The organism is Paracoccaceae bacterium, assembly GCA_012103375.1.
Classification (GTDB): domain Bacteria; phylum Pseudomonadota; class Alphaproteobacteria; order Rhodobacterales; family Rhodobacteraceae; genus WLWX01.
Map to the genome: position 1 here is coordinate 1,037,086 of WLWX01000001.1, position 13,985 is coordinate 1,051,070.

Sequence of the window (13,985 nt, forward strand, 5' to 3'; positions counted from 1 at the left end):
GTTTTCGCACACCCATGCGCATCGGTGATCTGGCCAGAAAAAGCGGCCTCAGCCGGGATACCTTGCGGTTTTACGAACGTTCCGGGTTGATCCACTCGACCCCTGAACCGGGTGCGACGAACAGCTATCGCAACTATTCCGACGACACGATGATGACGCTGGAGATCATTGCCGAGGCGCGGGCGGCAGGCATGACGCTGGCGGATGTGACCGTCTTCCTGGGCCAGCTTGGGGCGGCAGGCGATGATCTGGATGGAGAGGCGTTCCTGAACGCAAAAATCGCCGAGGTCGAAGCCCGGCTGCGCCAAACCCGGCAATTCCTGAGGACGCTGAGGCAGACAAAAACCGCGCTGCTGCGCGCGCCGAAAACGCTGGATTGAACCCGGCCGCGCGATGCCTCAGACTTGTGCGCAAAGGGGACAGCGCATGAGCGAGCAGGCAAAATTCCTCGACGGGTCATTGATGCGGCATATCACGGTGATGTCGCTGACCGCCTCGGTCGGGTTGATGGCGGTGTTTCTGGTCGATTTCATCGACATGATCTTCATTTCGATGCTGGGCAAGGCCGAGCTGGCCGCTGCGGTCGGATATGCTGGCGCGATCCTGTTCTTTACGACATCCTTCGGCATCGGCATGGCGATTGCCGCCGGGGCGCTGGTGGCGCGGACCCTGGGTGCCGGAAACGAAGAGCTGGCGCGGCGGCGGGCGACCAATGTGCTGATTTATGGCGTCGTCTTTGGCACGATATTCGCCGCGATTGTCTGGATATACGTGCCGGTGCTTGCGTCCTTGATCGGCGCGCGCGGTGCGACGCTGGAACTGGCGACATCGTACCTCAGAATCATTGTGCCCTCGCTGCCGTTTCTGATCACCGGCATGGTCGGCGGCGCGATTCTGCGCGCCCATGGTGATGCGCAGCGTGCAATGATGGCGACGGTTTGGGGCGGGCTGGTAAACGCGGTGCTGGACCCGATCCTGATCTTCGGGCTGGATCTGGAACTGACCGGGGCCGCATTGGCCAGCGTTGCCGCGCGCCTTGCCATCGCAGCCACGGCACTGTTGCCGATCATCCGCCACTATGGCGGGTTCGCGCGCCCCTCAGGTGCCGAACTTTTTCGCGATCTGACCCCGGTTTTCAGCATCGCCGGTCCGGCGATCCTGACCCAGCTGGCCACCCCGATCGGGCAGGCCTATGTCACACGCTCGATGGCCGAATATGGCGAGGATGCCGTGGCGGGCATGGCCATTGTGGCCCGGATCACACCGGTGGCCTATGGGGTGACATTTGCGCTGTCCGGGGCCATTGGTCCGATCATCGGGCAGAATTTCGGGGCCGGGTTGCATGATCGGGTGAAGGGGGCGTTTCGTGACGGGCTGATCTTCACGGCGGTCGTTGTTTTGCTGGTCTCGGCCGCGTTATACGCGCTGCGCTGGCCGATTGCCGGGCTGTTCAGCGCCGATGGGCTGACCCGCGATCTGGTGTTCCTGTTCGCCGGGCCACTGGCGTTGATGTTCTTTTTCAACGGCATGTTGTTCGTGTCGAACGCGGCATTCAACAATCTGGGCCACCCGTTTTATTCGACATGGCTGAATTGGGGCCGGCACACGCTGGGCACCATCCCGACAGCAATGGTCGGAGGCTGGTTGCTGGGGGCGCAGGGGATATTGATCGGGCAAGCGGTCGGCGGGCTGATCTTCGGGATCTGGGCCTGGTGGCTGGCGCAACGGGTTATGGCACGGGCTGCGGTGATCGGGCCGGTTCAGACCGATGGATTCAGCCGTCAAGCGCGGTTGATGTCGCTGCTGCATTTGCGACGCTAAGGCGGTATTCGGGCGGCGCCATTTCGCGGGTCCGTCAATAGCTTGTCGTCATTACATGAAGCGTCATCCATTTTGCCTGAAATGATGCCAGAGACCAACACCCCTAAAGCGTTTCGACATTAACCTGAGACATATCCGGCGGCCTTAAAGTAGTTCCAGCATTCTACTGGGTCGTAGAGATCGCAGATTGCTCCGATTGCTTCGAAGACCTGGGTAAAGGACCTGGCCCCGATCCGTCGCAAATGGGCTTTCAGTTTAGAGAAGGCCTGCTCGATGGGATTCAGGTCGGGCGAGTACGGTGGCAGGTAAAGGAACCAGCAGCCGTGATTGCGTAAAGCCTGCGTCGCCTCCTTATTCCGGTGGGTTGCCAGGTTGTCGAGAATGACGACAGTGCCGGGGTTGATCTCGGGGACCAGCACTTCGCGGATGTAGGCCGCGAAGGCGGGGCCATCTATCGCTCCCTTGATGACCCAAGGTGCGATCAGCGCGCCTTGGGTCAGGCCCGCGATCAAGGTTTGGGTTCCCCAGCTTCCGAAGAGCGCATCCATCGTCAGGCGCTTACCGCGCTTGGCTCTGCCGCGTAGGCGCGTGAGGTTTGTCTTCACTGCGGTTTCGTCAATAAAGACAACGCGCTCAGGAAAGGTCGCAATGGCTGGCGAGCGGTATCTGAACCAGTCGGCCCGTTGCTGCCTTACCTTGGCGCGGCGGCGCTCGGTTGCGACCAGCGACTTTTTTTGTACGTGAAGCCGAGCCGGGACAGAAGGTTGGCGATGGAGGAGTGATGCACCCGCACACCCTCTGCATCGGCCAGCGCATTACGCAACTCAAAGAGCGTGATGTCAGGGTCTTGTGCGATCAACTCCTCAAAGAATTCCCGATGCGGAGCCAGCTTTCCCTTGCCGCGCGGCGGTCCCTGCCGGGCAGGTTCCGCATGACCCTTCATCCTCACCTGACGCGCCCACCGCGCGCCTGTGGCAGGCGACAGCTTCAACCGCAACGCCGCCGCGCGCCCGCTCAACCCTTCTTCAATGTATCTCTGAAACCGTATCCGAAGCGCAGATGGCAAAGGTGCTGACATGATCCATCCTCCCAAACAGGATGAATCACAGATCAGGTCTCAAGGGAATCCCTCGCGATTCAGGTTCAAGCCGAAACGCTTTAGGCTGCCGGACAGGTCCACGCGGAATCGCCCGGTCACTTGGAATGGAGCGGGAGGGGTGGTTCGTTGCGCCCTGTGTTTGTGAGGTCTTCCGGAAAGCCGAAATTTGGAAGAAGCGGGGGTTGGTCAGTGGTGAGGTGATGACGGGTGGTTGGGGAACCGTTCTTGAGCCACAAAGCGGATTGGTGGTCTTCTGAGCCGTTGCGGGTATCGCCCGGATGCAAGTGCAAGCCGGGCGCGCGCCTGACCGGGGGTAGGCGATGCAACAGTGGTGTGTGGCAATTAGTGGTTCTGCGTTAACTCCAGACTACGAAGGTTTCGCGACCCATCGAATTCGCCTGCTCGTCACGCCAGAGGCGTGCCAAAGAATCACGGCGCACCTTTGGTGCGACGGACGGTCAGGCGATCGCCCGGCGCCCTTCGGGCTTGATTCCGGGCTGCAGAACGGAAACCGACAGAACGTCCAAACTGATCCGAAAAGTGCAGCGATCCGATGCGTCACTTTAGCATACCGCCCTCAATCCCCCGCCCCAAGCTCAACCAGCTTCAGGCAAACGTTCGTCGCGGCCTCCATGTCCTGCACGCTGATCCATTCCAGTGGGCCGTGGATATTTTGCATCCCGGTGAACAGGTTCGGCGTCGGCACGCCCAGTTCCGTCAACCGTGACCCGTCCGTGCCGCCCCGGATCGGATGCGACACCGGCTGGATCCCGCAGGCGCGATAGGCGGCGCGGGCAAGTTCGGCGGCGCGGGGATCGTCGTCCAGCCAATAGGCCATGTTGCGGTATTGAGGGTGGATGTCGCAGATAATCGTCGCGCGCGGTTCGGTTGCCGCGATGGTCGCACAGACTTGGCGCAGAAGGTCACCATGGGCGGCCAGCTTGTCCATCTCGAAATCGCGCAGGATCAGCTTGATCTCGGCGCTTGCCGCATTGCCCGTCACCTCACCCACAAAGATGAACCCTTCGCGCCCTTCGGTGGTCTCGGGCGTCAGACGCGTCTGGGGCAGCGTGTCGATAATCTTCGCGGCCAGATGCAGCGCGTTCACCAGCTTGCCCTTGGCGTCGCCGGGGTGGATCGACACACCCTCAACCCTTACAACCGCGCCATCCGCCGAAAATGTCTCAACCTCCAGACCGCCGGGCTCCTGACCGTCGAAGGTGAAGGCGAAATCGGCGGCAAGGTCGGCAGGCAAACGCTCGTTCACGCCGCGGCCAATCTCCTCGTCCGGGGTGAAGGCGATGCGCAGTTTGCCGTGCGGGATCGACGGGTTCTTTAACAGATGCCGCGCGGCGGTCATGATGATCGCCACCCCGGCCTTGTCGTCGCCGCCCAGCAGGGTCAGCCCACTTGCGGTTACGATGTCATGGCCGACGCAATTGGCCAAATGGGGCGACCCCTCGGGCGATAACTCCAACTCGGGCGCGTCGGCGAAACTGATCGTGCCACCGTTGTAGGCGTTGTGAACGACGGGCTTCACGCCGGTCGCGTTGAATTGCGGGGCGGTGTCGACATGGGCCAGCAGGCCGATGGTCGGGGCCGCGGCGTCAGTTGTCGCCGGGATCGTCGCCAGAACCACGCCGTAGTCGGTGATCTGTACATCCTGAGCCCCGATGCCCTCCAACTCATCGCGCAGCAAGTTCAGCATGTCGAACTGGATGCCGGTGCTGGGGCTGCTGGGGATCGTTCGTCGCTTTGGCTGTCAATCGCGCAATAACGGACAAGGCGGTCGGTAAGTTCGGCTTTGAAATCGCTGGGCATGGGGGGAATCCTTCTGATCACCGCCATGACAACGCGCTGGACGCGCCGGGGTCAAGGGGATCGCGCGCAAACCCCTTGCAAGACAGGGCCGCGCGGCCTATACGCCCGCCTGTCAACACGACGGCAACAGTTGTGGACGGGCATATGGGCAGGGTCGGAATTCTCCGGCCCTGACTTTATTTCCGGCCGGGCAACCGGCGACCAATCGAAACCAGAAAGACCGGCGGAGACAACCGCGCGGCCAGATAAAACGCTTATGATAGGAAACTGAACACGCATGTGCGCTAAAGCAACGATGGAGGAATTCGAAGCCCTCCTCAACGAAAGCTTCGAGATTGACACGCCCCAGGAAGGGTCTGTTGTTAAAGGCAAAGTCATCGCAGTTGAAGCGGGACAAGCCATCATCGACGTCGGCTATAAAATGGAAGGCCGTGTCGAGCTGAAAGAATTCGCAAACCCCGGCGAAGCCCCCGAAATTGAAGTGGGCGACGAGGTCGAGGTTTTCCTGCGCCAGGTCGAAAACGCCAAGGGCGAGGCTGTCATCAGCCACGAAATGGCCCGCCGCGAGGCTGCCTGGGATCGTCTGGAAGCGGCTTACGCCGAAGAAGAAAAAGTCGACGGAGCCATCTTTGGCCGCGTCAAAGGCGGCTTTACCGTCGATCTGGGCGGCGCAGTTGCGTTCCTGCCCGGTTCTCAGGTTGACGTGCGCCCCGTGCGTGACGCTGGCCCGCTGATGGGTCTGAAGCAACCGTTCCAGATTCTGAAAATGGACCGTCGCCGGGGCAACATCGTTGTGTCGCGCCGCGCGATCCTTGAAGAATCCCGCGCCGAACAGCGTGCCGAGGTTATCGGTGGTCTTACCGAAGGTCAGGCAGTTGACGGTGTGGTCAAGAACATCACCGAATACGGTGCCTTCGTGGATCTGGGCGGTGTTGACGGGCTGTTGCACGTCACCGACATGGCCTGGCGCCGGGTCAACCACCCGTCCGAGATCGTCACCATCGGTGAAACGATCAAAGTGCAGGTCATCAAGGTCAACAAGGAAACGCACCGCATCTCGCTTGGCCTCAAGCAGTTGCAGGACGATCCCTGGAACGCCGTCGAAGGCAAGTACCCGCTGGACAGCGACCACAAGGGCCGCGTGACCAACATCACCGATTACGGTGCGTTTGTTGAACTGGAACCGGGCGTCGAAGGTCTGGTGCACGTCAGCGAAATGTCCTGGACCAAGAAGAACGTCCACCCGGGCAAAATCGTCTCGACCAGCCAGGAAGTCGACGTCAAAGTGCTTGAGATTGATCCGATCAAACGCCGCGTCAGCCTTGGCCTGAAACAGACCATGCGCAACCCGTGGGAGGTGTTTGCAGAAACCCACCCCGAAGGCACGCCGGTCGAAGGCGAGGTCAAGAACATCACCGAATTCGGTCTGTTCGTCGGCCTGGACGGCGACATCGACGGCATGGTTCACCTCAGCGACATCAGCTGGAACGAACGTGGCGAAGATGCGATCCAGAACTACCGCAAGGGCGACTCGGTCAATGCCGTGGTCACCGAAGTGGATGTTGAGAAAGAGCGTATCAGCCTGTCAATCAAAGGTCTGGACGACAGCTTTACCGAGGCGACCGACGGCGTGAAGCGCGGATCGATCATCACGGTCGAGGTGACTTCGATCGAAGATGGCGGCATTGAGGTGGAATACGAGGGTGCGAAATCCTTCATCCGCCGCAGTGACCTCAGCCGGGATCGTGCCGAACAGCGCCCCGAACGCTTTGGGGTTGGCGACAAGGTCGACGTACGCGTCACCAATGTCGACGCCAAGACCCGCCGTCTGGGCCTGTCGATCAAAGCGCGCGAGATCGCAGAAGAAAAAGAAGCGGTCGAACAATATGGTTCGTCGGACTCCGGTGCTTCGCTTGGCGACATCCTGGGTGCAGCGCTGAAAAGCGACGACGACGCATAAGCGTCTGACATAACGTTGGAAAAGCCCCGTGCCACTGGCGCGGGGCTTTTTTTTCGCCGATACGCGCTCGGTCAGGAATTCTTGCCGCGCGCCCTTGCCCAGTGCGGCAGCAGTCGGGAAATTGCCCGCGAAAGCCGCCGCATGCGCCGCTTGTAACGTCCGGCGAAATAGCGGTTCTTCAACACCCGGTAACGATACGCAGCCCGTGCAGTCCTGCGATCGGCTTCCGTACAGCTGCGGGCTTTGCGCTGTAGTTTGTAGCCATCAATGGTACTGCAGACGAGTTTTGGGACGGGCGTTTCAAAATCCCCGGTCAGCTTGCGGAAATCGGCAATATGCGCGCGCATCGTCTCGATCCGGGTCTGCGCCCGGGCAAGGCCAAGCCGGCCGGATTTCACCAGCTTAGCGGTATCGCAATAATACCCGATGCAGGTTTTCGGTCTGGCGTCATAGATCGTACATTTTCCGTCAAAACAGCGGCACGGCATGGCAAAAACCAGATTGCCTCCGGTGCCTTCCCACGTTGGGCCCACTGGCGGGTTTTCGTCCTTTTGCAGGCTGGCACAGGCAAACAGCGATCCGTCGCAGCAAAACCCGCATCCCATACACAGCTGTTCCACCGCTTCGCTGGGCGATGCCATCGCACCCTCCGATCGCCAATCCGTCGGGCCACCCTAGGGTCAGCACACCGCAAAGGCCACCACGCCCGTCGCGCGGCTGAACCGGGACCGACCGGCGCGCAGCCGGGCTTGCGCCGCCAGCGATCTTGCCCCGAAACCCGAGGCCGATTGGTCCGCGCGGCGGGTTCGCTGCCGCCCGCGCCGCACCCGAATCAGCGCGCGCGGATTGCAGGCCGAGTCACCCGCCTGCGTACCGCTGAGTGGCAGTTTCCGCAGGATCATCCGTGTTTATCCCCAATATTCAGCGCATTATCGCCTATTTTGGTCGCATGGGGGTTTTGCGTCCGCCCCGGTTTCGCCTATAGTTCGGTATCGCGCCCAGTCTGCCACAAGAGGCGCGCAGGGGGACTTGATATGATCCGTTCTGAACTGATCCAGAAAATCGCGGATGAGAATCCGCACCTGTATCACCGCGATGTCGAACGCATTGTGAACACGATTTTTGAAGAGGTTATCTCGGCCATGGCGCGGGGCGACCGGGTCGAACTGCGTGGTTTCGGCGCGTTTTCGGTCAAGAAGCGTGACGCGCGCGTCGGCCGCAATCCGCGCACCGGGGACTCGGTGAATGTCGAAGAAAAGCACGTACCGTTTTTCAAGACCGGCAAGCTGTTGCGCGACCGCCTGAACAAGGGCTAGAACGGCGCCATGCGCCTGATCCGATATGCTTTCCTTGGCGGCCTTGCGATTGTCCTGATCGCGACCGCCCTTGCCAACAGGGGCTTCGTCACCCTGCGGGTTCTGCCAGAAGAAATGGCGGGGCTGTTTGGCTATCAATGGTCGATTTCCTTACCCCTGTTTCTGGTGATCCTGGGCAGCATCGTTGCCGGTGTCGCCATCGGCTTCGTCTGGGAATGGCTGCGCGAACACAAGCACCGCGCGGAGGCGCGCCACGAACGGCGCGAACGGGAACGGCTTGAGGCCGAGGTTGACCGTCTGACCGACACCGGCTCTGACACAGGCGACGACGTCCTGGCGATGCTTGAGGCTCCGACCGCCGCGCGCTAGACCCCGGCCCATGGCCAAAACACGCACGAAAATCTGTGGACTCTCGACGGCAGAGCATCTGTCGACCGCGGTCGAGGCTGGCGCCGGTTACGTCGGCTTCGTTTTCTTTCAGAAATCCCCAAGGCATATATCGATCGAGGCCGCGCGCGCATTGGCGATTGATGTGCCGGTTGGCGTGGCCAAGGTGGCGCTGGTGGTGAACGCGTCAGACGCCGATCTGGACGCAATCCTGGAACACACGCCGATCGACATGCTGCAACTCCACGGGTCCGAGCCGCCCGAACGTGTGGCCGAAGTCCGCGCCCGGTACGGCCTGCCGGTGATGAAAGCGGTCGGGGTGGCCGATGCGCAGGATCTGGCGCAGTTGGATATCTACGGTGCCGTCGCCGATCAACTGCTGGTCGATGCGAAGCCCCCCAAAGATGCGGTGCTGCCCGGCGGTAACGGGTTGACCTTCGACTGGCGGCTGATCGCCAACCGGCGGTGGGCCTGCCCCTGGATGCTGGCCGGGGGGCTGACGCGCGCTAACGTGGCGCAGGCAATTGCCCTGACCGGCGCGCGGCAGGTCGACGTAAGTTCCGGCGTCGAAAGCGCCCCGGGGGTGAAAGACGCGGGCCTGATCCGCGATTTCCTGACGGCGGTACGCTTATGCCGGTGAGTTTCCGCCCGGCGACCCGCGATGACGTGCCTGCCGTTCTGGCGCTGTTGCAAGACGACGCGCTGGGTTCGCAACGCGAAGGGGCCGAGATGGCGCGCTACTTCGCCGCCTTCGATGCAATGATGGCCGAGGGTGCCAATACGCTGATCGTGGGCGAGGATGCCGGGAAAGTTGTGGCGACCTATCAGCTGACGTTCATCTCGGGGCTGTCGCTGCGCGCGGCGCGGCGGGCACAGATCGAAAGCGTTCGCGTGGCCAGCACCCTGCGGGGTCAGGGGGTCGGACGCGCCATGTTCGCGGATGCCGAGGCACGCGCCCGCGCCGCGGGCTGTACGCTGATGCAACTGACCATGAACGCCAGCCGGACAGACTCGGCGCAATTCTACACCAGTCTTGGATTTGTTGCATCGCACACCGGCTTCAAACGCCCGTTGGAGCCGATCGACTGAACGCCTATATGCCAGAATTGGCCGTGGCCATTCGCGTCGGCATCCACCTTCGGAGACAGTATTTGGTTGACGACGATCCGACGAAAAACCGCATCCGGCTGACCCGGCAATTGAACGCGATCTCGCGGCATGTGCCGCTGGTTGGTTCGGTACTGCGCGGGCTGTTGAAGCGCAATCTGTGGATGTTCCGCCTGCCCATCGCCCTCGTCTTGATCGCCGGCAGCGTGCTTGCGATCCTGCCGGTGTTCGGGCTGTGGATGCTGCCGGTGGGCCTGGCGTTGCTTGCGATTGATATGCCGATTCTGCGGCCGATGATCGTGGGCGCGGTGATTGTCGGGCGGCGCTGGCTGGCACTTAGGTGGCGCGCCTGGCGTCCGGGCAAATAGCTTTCGTCGCTTTACCGTTTCGACGGCACGGGCTACACCACAGCGTCGCATCGAAGGAGCCCGGAATGCCCAACGACCTGTTCAACACCTTCATGAATGGCCCGGACGAAAACGGCCGCTTCGGCGATTTCGGCGGTCGCTTCGTATCGGAAACGCTGATGCCGCTGATCCTGGATCTTGAGGCCGAGTATGAGCGCGCCAAGACCGACGACAGCTTCTGGGCCGAGATGGACGACCTGTGGACCCATTATGTGGGCCGCCCCAGCCCGCTGTATCACGCCGAACGGCTGACCGAGCATCTGGGGGGCGCGAAAATCTACCTCAAACGGGATGAACTGAACCACACCGGCGCGCACAAGATCAACAACGTGCTGGGGCAGATCCTTCTGGCGCGACGCATGGGGAAAACCCGGATCATTGCCGAAACCGGTGCCGGTCAGCACGGGGTGGCGACGGCAACGGTCTGCGCCAAGTTCGGGCTGAAATGCATCGTCTACATGGGCGCGCATGATGTGGAACGCCAGATGCCAAACGTGTTTCGCATGCGCCTGCTGGGGGCCGAGGTTGTGCCGGTGACCAGCGGTCGCGGCACCCTGAAGGACGCGATGAACAACGCGCTGCGCGACTGGGTGACCAACGTGCGCGACACCTTCTATTGCATCGGCACCGTCGCCGGTCCGCACCCCTACCCCGCCATGGTCCGCGATTTTCAAGCGATCATCGGCAAGGAGACCAAGGAGCAATTGCAAGCCGCCGAGGGGCGTCTGCCCGACACGGTGATTGCCGCCATCGGCGGTGGCTCGAACGCCATGGGCCTGTTCTTCCCGTTCCTCGACGACAAGTCGGTCAACATCATCGGCGTCGAAGCCGGCGGCAAGGGCGTGAACGCCAAAATGGAGCATTGCGCATCCTTGACCGGCGGTCGCCCCGGCGTGCTGCATGGCAACCGGACCTACCTGCTCCAGGACGACGACGGGCAGATTCTGGAGGGGTTCAGCATTTCGGCGGGCCTCGATTATCCCGGAATCGGGCCGGAACACGCCTGGCTGCACGAGATTGGGCGCGCCAAATATGTCTCGATCACCGATGTCGAAGCGCTGGAGGCGTTCCAGCTGTCCTGCGCGCTGGAAGGCATCATCCCGGCGCTGGAACCCTGCCACGCGCTGGCCCATGTGATGAAGATCGCCCCTGCCCTGCCCAAGGACCACCTGCTGGTGATGAACATGTGCGGGCGCGGCGACAAGGATATCTTCACCGTCGCCAAGGCGCTGGGGGTTGAGGTGGACGCGGGGGGGTGACTTCGCAGTGAAGTGCAAGCCGGGCGCGTGCCTGTCTGCGGGGAGGCGCTGAACCGGTAGTGTGGGGCAATTTATCCCGCAGGGTTAACTCTGACGGCAGTAGAGTTCGAGACGTTGCAGAAGCGCCTGCCCGGGGGGCAGACAGGCGCTCGCCCGGCGCCTTTCAGGCTTGATTCCGGGCGAAAAAACAGAAGGGGAAACCTGCGCATGACCCGCACCATCACCGAACCCGCCCGCGAAATCGACGTTGTACGCGAAACCGAAGTGCTGGTCGTCGGCTCTGGCCCCGGCGGGTTACCCGCTGCACTCGCCTCGGCCCGCGCAGGCGCAGAAACCACGCTGGTCGAACGCTTCGGTTGTTTCGGTGGCAACCTCACCGTTGTGGGCGTCGAAGGGATGCATTGGTATCGCCACGAACAGACGGTCGAAAGCAACGGCATCGCCCGCGAATTCGAAGAGCGCGCCAAGGAAATGGGCGCGGCGGTGCCGGAAAGCCAGTCGCTCAGCCACGAGATTGACAGCGAAGGCTTCAAACTGGTCGCCGACACGCTGGTCTCCGAATCCGGCGTCACCCCGATGCTGCACCGCCAGTTCGTCGCCCCGATCATGGACGGCAACCGCATCACCGGGATCATCACCGAAAGTAAAGCGGGGCGTGAGGCGATCCTGGCTGCCCGCGTGATCGACGCCACAGGCGACGCCGACATCGCCGCCCGCGCCGGGGCACCTACCACCAAGACCGACCGCGAAGACATGATGGCCGCAAGCGTCATGTTCCACTGCGCAGGCGTCGATAAACGCACCTTCATGGACGGCATCAAGTCCGACCCGCAGACCTATGCCGACTGGGGCGGTGGCGGCGAATGGGTGATCGAGACCTCCGGGAAGGAGGATGAGATGTTCTCTCCCTTCCTCAAGAAACCCTTCGACCGGGCGATTAAAGACGGGCTGATCCCGGCGCATCTGAACACCATCGCAGGCACCTGGGGCGCGGTGCATGACACGGGCGAACTGACCTACATGAACCTGATCCACCTCGACGGCTGCGACGGCACCGACCCCGACAGCTTGACCGCGTTCGAGATCGAGGGTCGCCGCCAGGCGATGCTGGCGATCGAGGCACTGCGCCGCTATACGCCCGGCTGCGACGGCATCCGGCTCAGGAACTTCGGCATGTCCATCGGCATCCGCGACACCCGCAAGGTCGACTGCCTTTACAATATGACCGAGGGCGACGTGCGCGATCAGGCGCGGTTCGACGACAGTATCGGGATGTTCCCCGAATTCATCGACGGTTACGGCATCCTGATCCTGCCGACCACGGGGCGCTATTTCCACATCCCCTACCGCAACCTGCTGCCCAAGGGGGTCGAAAACCTGCTGGTCGCAGGCCGCGCCACCGGCGGCGACCGGATCAGCCACGCGGCCACCCGCAACATGGCCTGCTGCGCGGTCGGCGGTCAGGGCGCGGGCATCGCGGCGGCACTGTCGCTGCGCCGCAATTGCGCGCTGGCCGATCTGCCAGTCGCGGATATTCAGCGCGAACTGGTCCGCCAGGGCGGGCGCTGGCAGTAAGGATCAGATCATTGGATAGGGTGCACTCGTGGCGTCCGGCCATGCCCCCAGCATCCCCACCGCGCGGATCATCCCGACAGGGCCGTGACCATCCCGCGAACCGCGTCTTCCGAGGTTTCCTTGCGCCCGCCTGCGGGGTCGAAATCCGAAAACGCCGGATCACCCACTGCGGCTGCATTGCAGGCGGCGTGAACCTCGGCCACGCCGGTCATCGCGACGAGGTCGCCCACGTTGGCCACCGCCAACCCACAGCCCGGCATGACCCCGATGCGACCGGCTGCCCGACCCACCATCTGCGCAATCAACGCCGCCCCCTCGGGCGCTTGGGGTTGCGCGCCCGAGGTCAGGACCCGTGCGACCCCAGTTCGGCCGCCTGATCCAGCGCGCGCAGCGGATCGGGCACCACGTCGATCACCCGGTGCAGCGTGCGCCCCATTGGCCCGGCGGCATCCGACAGGCGCGCCAGCAGACCCATGTCCAACCCGCCATCGCCATCCTGTACCCCCAGGACGACTCCGGCCAGACCGGCCGCGCGCGCCGTGGCGATATCGGCCAGCATGATTGCCGCATCATGGGCGTCGAATTGGAACAGCCCTGCGCGGGGCCGGATCATGGCGTAGACCGGAACCGGCAAGGCAGCAGCCGCCTGCATCAACCCCGCAGACGGGGTCAGACCGCCCTCGGACAGGGCTGAACACAGCTCGATCCGGCGCGCGCCACCGCGAATGGCCGCCTGCGCACCGGCCAGCGTGTCAACGCAGACTTCCAGCAGGACGTTGGTCACAGAACGCCGATTTCGGCCAGGGCCGCGCTCATCTCGACCGGCAGGCTGCTGTCGCCACTGCGCCGGTCGGCCAGATCGGGCGGGGCATCTTCGGCCTTGATGTAGCGCCAGCCCTGAAACGGACGCCGCCGCGCCGGGGCCACGCGGATGATGTTCGGGTCCATCACGATGGCACAGCGGCGGATGCCGTCCGTGCCCGTCACCTCTTCCAGCGCGGTGATCCGCTGGCGCGCCTGAATGTTGCCCTTGATCACCCAATAAAGCGACCCGCCGTCCAGCAGTTCAACGGCGCGTTTCGGCCACATGCGGGTGACATGCTGGCTGAGCGCCTCAAGCCCCTTGGGGTTGTTCTTGGCGCGCCACGCGATCAGATCCTCGACCGAGTCGATCCCGACGCAAAGTTTTATCAGGTGAAGCTGACCCATTGTTTCCAGCATGTAGCATCAGTG

13 protein-coding genes and 3 pseudogenes are annotated in these 13,985 nt (G+C 62.7%); 10 read left to right on the forward strand and 6 right to left on the reverse strand.

The window, feature by feature from the left end:
• The first annotated feature begins 14 nt into the window (after nucleotides 1-14).
• Entirely contained in the window at nucleotides 15-380 is a 366-nt protein-coding gene (locus tag GKR99_05445; GenBank protein NKB27013.1) for a MerR family transcriptional regulator, read from the forward strand.
• Between the two features lie 46 nt (nucleotides 381-426).
• On the forward strand, nucleotides 427-1,821 hold the full coding sequence (locus tag GKR99_05450) for an MATE family efflux transporter (GenBank protein NKB27014.1): 1,395 nt from the start codon (nucleotides 427-429) through the stop codon (nucleotides 1,819-1,821).
• 119 nt (nucleotides 1,822-1,940) lie between these two features.
• Here the strand turns inward: GKR99_05450 and GKR99_05455 are convergent.
• Together GKR99_05455 and pepT are read right to left on the reverse strand one after the other, a co-directional pair.
• Nucleotides 1,941-2,899: pseudogene (locus tag GKR99_05455) on the reverse strand (IS630 family transposase).
• Nucleotides 2,900-3,497: 598 nt separating this feature from the next.
• Nucleotides 3,498-4,741 (reverse strand): annotated as a pseudogene (pepT, locus tag GKR99_05460) (peptidase T).
• A gap of 295 nt (nucleotides 4,742-5,036) precedes the next feature.
• On the opposite strand from pepT, the gene rpsA reads away from it, so the two are divergent.
• Nucleotides 5,037-6,701, forward strand: a complete 1,665-nt coding sequence (gene rpsA / locus GKR99_05465) for a 30S ribosomal protein S1 (GenBank protein NKB27015.1) — start codon at nucleotides 5,037-5,039, stop codon at nucleotides 6,699-6,701.
• Nucleotides 6,702-6,772: 71 nt separating this feature from the next.
• Here the strand turns inward: rpsA and GKR99_05470 are convergent, their stop codons facing one another.
• Together GKR99_05470 and GKR99_05475 are read right to left on the reverse strand one after the other, a co-directional pair.
• Complete coding sequence (locus GKR99_05470; protein ID NKB27016.1) at nucleotides 6,773-7,099, reverse strand: hypothetical protein; 327 nt, start codon at nucleotides 7,097-7,099, stop codon at nucleotides 6,773-6,775.
• A 282-nt stretch (nucleotides 7,100-7,381) separates the two neighbouring features.
• Complete coding sequence (locus GKR99_05475) at nucleotides 7,382-7,603, reverse strand: hypothetical protein (protein NKB27017.1); 222 nt, start codon at nucleotides 7,601-7,603, stop codon at nucleotides 7,382-7,384.
• A gap of 132 nt (nucleotides 7,604-7,735) precedes the next feature.
• On the opposite strand from GKR99_05475, the gene ihfB reads away from it, so the two are divergent.
• The 7 genes from ihfB (at nucleotide 7,736) to GKR99_05510 (ending at nucleotide 12,752) form a co-directional block, all read left to right on the forward strand.
• Entirely contained in the window at nucleotides 7,736-8,017 is a 282-nt protein-coding gene (ihfB, locus tag GKR99_05480) for an integration host factor subunit beta (GenBank protein NKB27018.1), read from the forward strand.
• Nucleotides 8,018-8,026: 9 nt separating this feature from the next.
• Nucleotides 8,027-8,386 (forward strand): DUF1049 domain-containing protein, encoded by a 360-nt coding sequence (locus tag GKR99_05485; protein NKB27019.1) that lies wholly within the window; start codon nucleotides 8,027-8,029, stop codon nucleotides 8,384-8,386.
• A gap of 10 nt (nucleotides 8,387-8,396) precedes the next feature.
• Complete coding sequence (locus GKR99_05490) at nucleotides 8,397-9,044, forward strand: phosphoribosylanthranilate isomerase (protein NKB27020.1); 648 nt, start codon at nucleotides 8,397-8,399, stop codon at nucleotides 9,042-9,044.
• Complete coding sequence (locus tag GKR99_05495; GenBank protein ID NKB27021.1) at nucleotides 9,035-9,493, forward strand: GNAT family N-acetyltransferase; 459 nt, start codon at nucleotides 9,035-9,037, stop codon at nucleotides 9,491-9,493. The genes GKR99_05490 and GKR99_05495 overlap by 10 nt, the downstream gene beginning before the upstream one ends.
• Before the next feature lie 8 nt (nucleotides 9,494-9,501).
• Nucleotides 9,502-9,879 (forward strand): tryptophan synthase subunit beta, encoded by a 378-nt coding sequence (locus GKR99_05500; GenBank protein ID NKB27022.1) that lies wholly within the window; start codon nucleotides 9,502-9,504, stop codon nucleotides 9,877-9,879.
• 65 nt (nucleotides 9,880-9,944) lie between these two features.
• Nucleotides 9,945-11,177, forward strand: a complete 1,233-nt coding sequence (trpB, locus tag GKR99_05505) for a tryptophan synthase subunit beta (GenBank protein NKB27023.1) — start codon at nucleotides 9,945-9,947, stop codon at nucleotides 11,175-11,177.
• A gap of 207 nt (nucleotides 11,178-11,384) precedes the next feature.
• A complete protein-coding gene (locus GKR99_05510; protein ID NKB27024.1) occupies nucleotides 11,385-12,752 on the forward strand; it encodes an FAD-dependent oxidoreductase in 1,368 nt (455 codons plus the stop codon).
• 68 nt (nucleotides 12,753-12,820) lie between these two features.
• Here GKR99_05510 and GKR99_05515 read toward each other — a convergent pair.
• Nucleotides 12,821-13,500, reverse strand: a pseudogene (locus GKR99_05515) (copper homeostasis protein CutC).
• Between the two features lie 32 nt (nucleotides 13,501-13,532).
• A complete protein-coding gene (locus GKR99_05520) occupies nucleotides 13,533-13,961 on the reverse strand; it encodes a DUF1489 family protein (protein ID NKB27025.1) in 429 nt (142 codons plus the stop codon).
• Between the last annotated feature and the right edge of the window lie 24 nt (nucleotides 13,962-13,985).

What these genes read in the sequence shown, in the direction of transcription:
- GKR99_05445 (NKB27013.1), top strand. Translation starts at nt 15, where the DNA reads ATGCGCATCGGTGATCTGGCCAGAAAAAGCGGCCTCAGCCGGGATACC.
- GKR99_05450 (NKB27014.1), top strand. Translation starts at nt 427, where the DNA reads ATGAGCGAGCAGGCAAAATTCCTCGACGGGTCATTGATGCGGCATATC.
- rpsA (NKB27015.1), top strand. Translation starts at nt 5,037, where the DNA reads ATGGAGGAATTCGAAGCCCTCCTCAACGAAAGCTTCGAGATTGACACG.
- GKR99_05475 (NKB27017.1), bottom strand. Translation starts at nt 7,603, where the DNA reads ATGATCCTGCGGAAACTGCCACTCAGCGGTACGCAGGCGGGTGACTCG.
- ihfB (NKB27018.1), top strand. Translation starts at nt 7,736, where the DNA reads ATGATCCGTTCTGAACTGATCCAGAAAATCGCGGATGAGAATCCGCAC.
- GKR99_05485 (NKB27019.1), top strand. Translation starts at nt 8,027, where the DNA reads ATGCGCCTGATCCGATATGCTTTCCTTGGCGGCCTTGCGATTGTCCTG.
- GKR99_05490 (NKB27020.1), top strand. Translation starts at nt 8,397, where the DNA reads ATGGCCAAAACACGCACGAAAATCTGTGGACTCTCGACGGCAGAGCAT.
- GKR99_05495 (NKB27021.1), top strand. Translation starts at nt 9,035, where the DNA reads ATGCCGGTGAGTTTCCGCCCGGCGACCCGCGATGACGTGCCTGCCGTT.
- GKR99_05500 (NKB27022.1), top strand. Translation starts at nt 9,502, where the DNA reads ATGCCAGAATTGGCCGTGGCCATTCGCGTCGGCATCCACCTTCGGAGA.
- trpB (NKB27023.1), top strand. Translation starts at nt 9,945, where the DNA reads ATGCCCAACGACCTGTTCAACACCTTCATGAATGGCCCGGACGAAAAC.
- GKR99_05510 (NKB27024.1), top strand. Translation starts at nt 11,385, where the DNA reads ATGACCCGCACCATCACCGAACCCGCCCGCGAAATCGACGTTGTACGC.
- GKR99_05520 (NKB27025.1), bottom strand. Translation starts at nt 13,961, where the DNA reads ATGGGTCAGCTTCACCTGATAAAACTTTGCGTCGGGATCGACTCGGTC.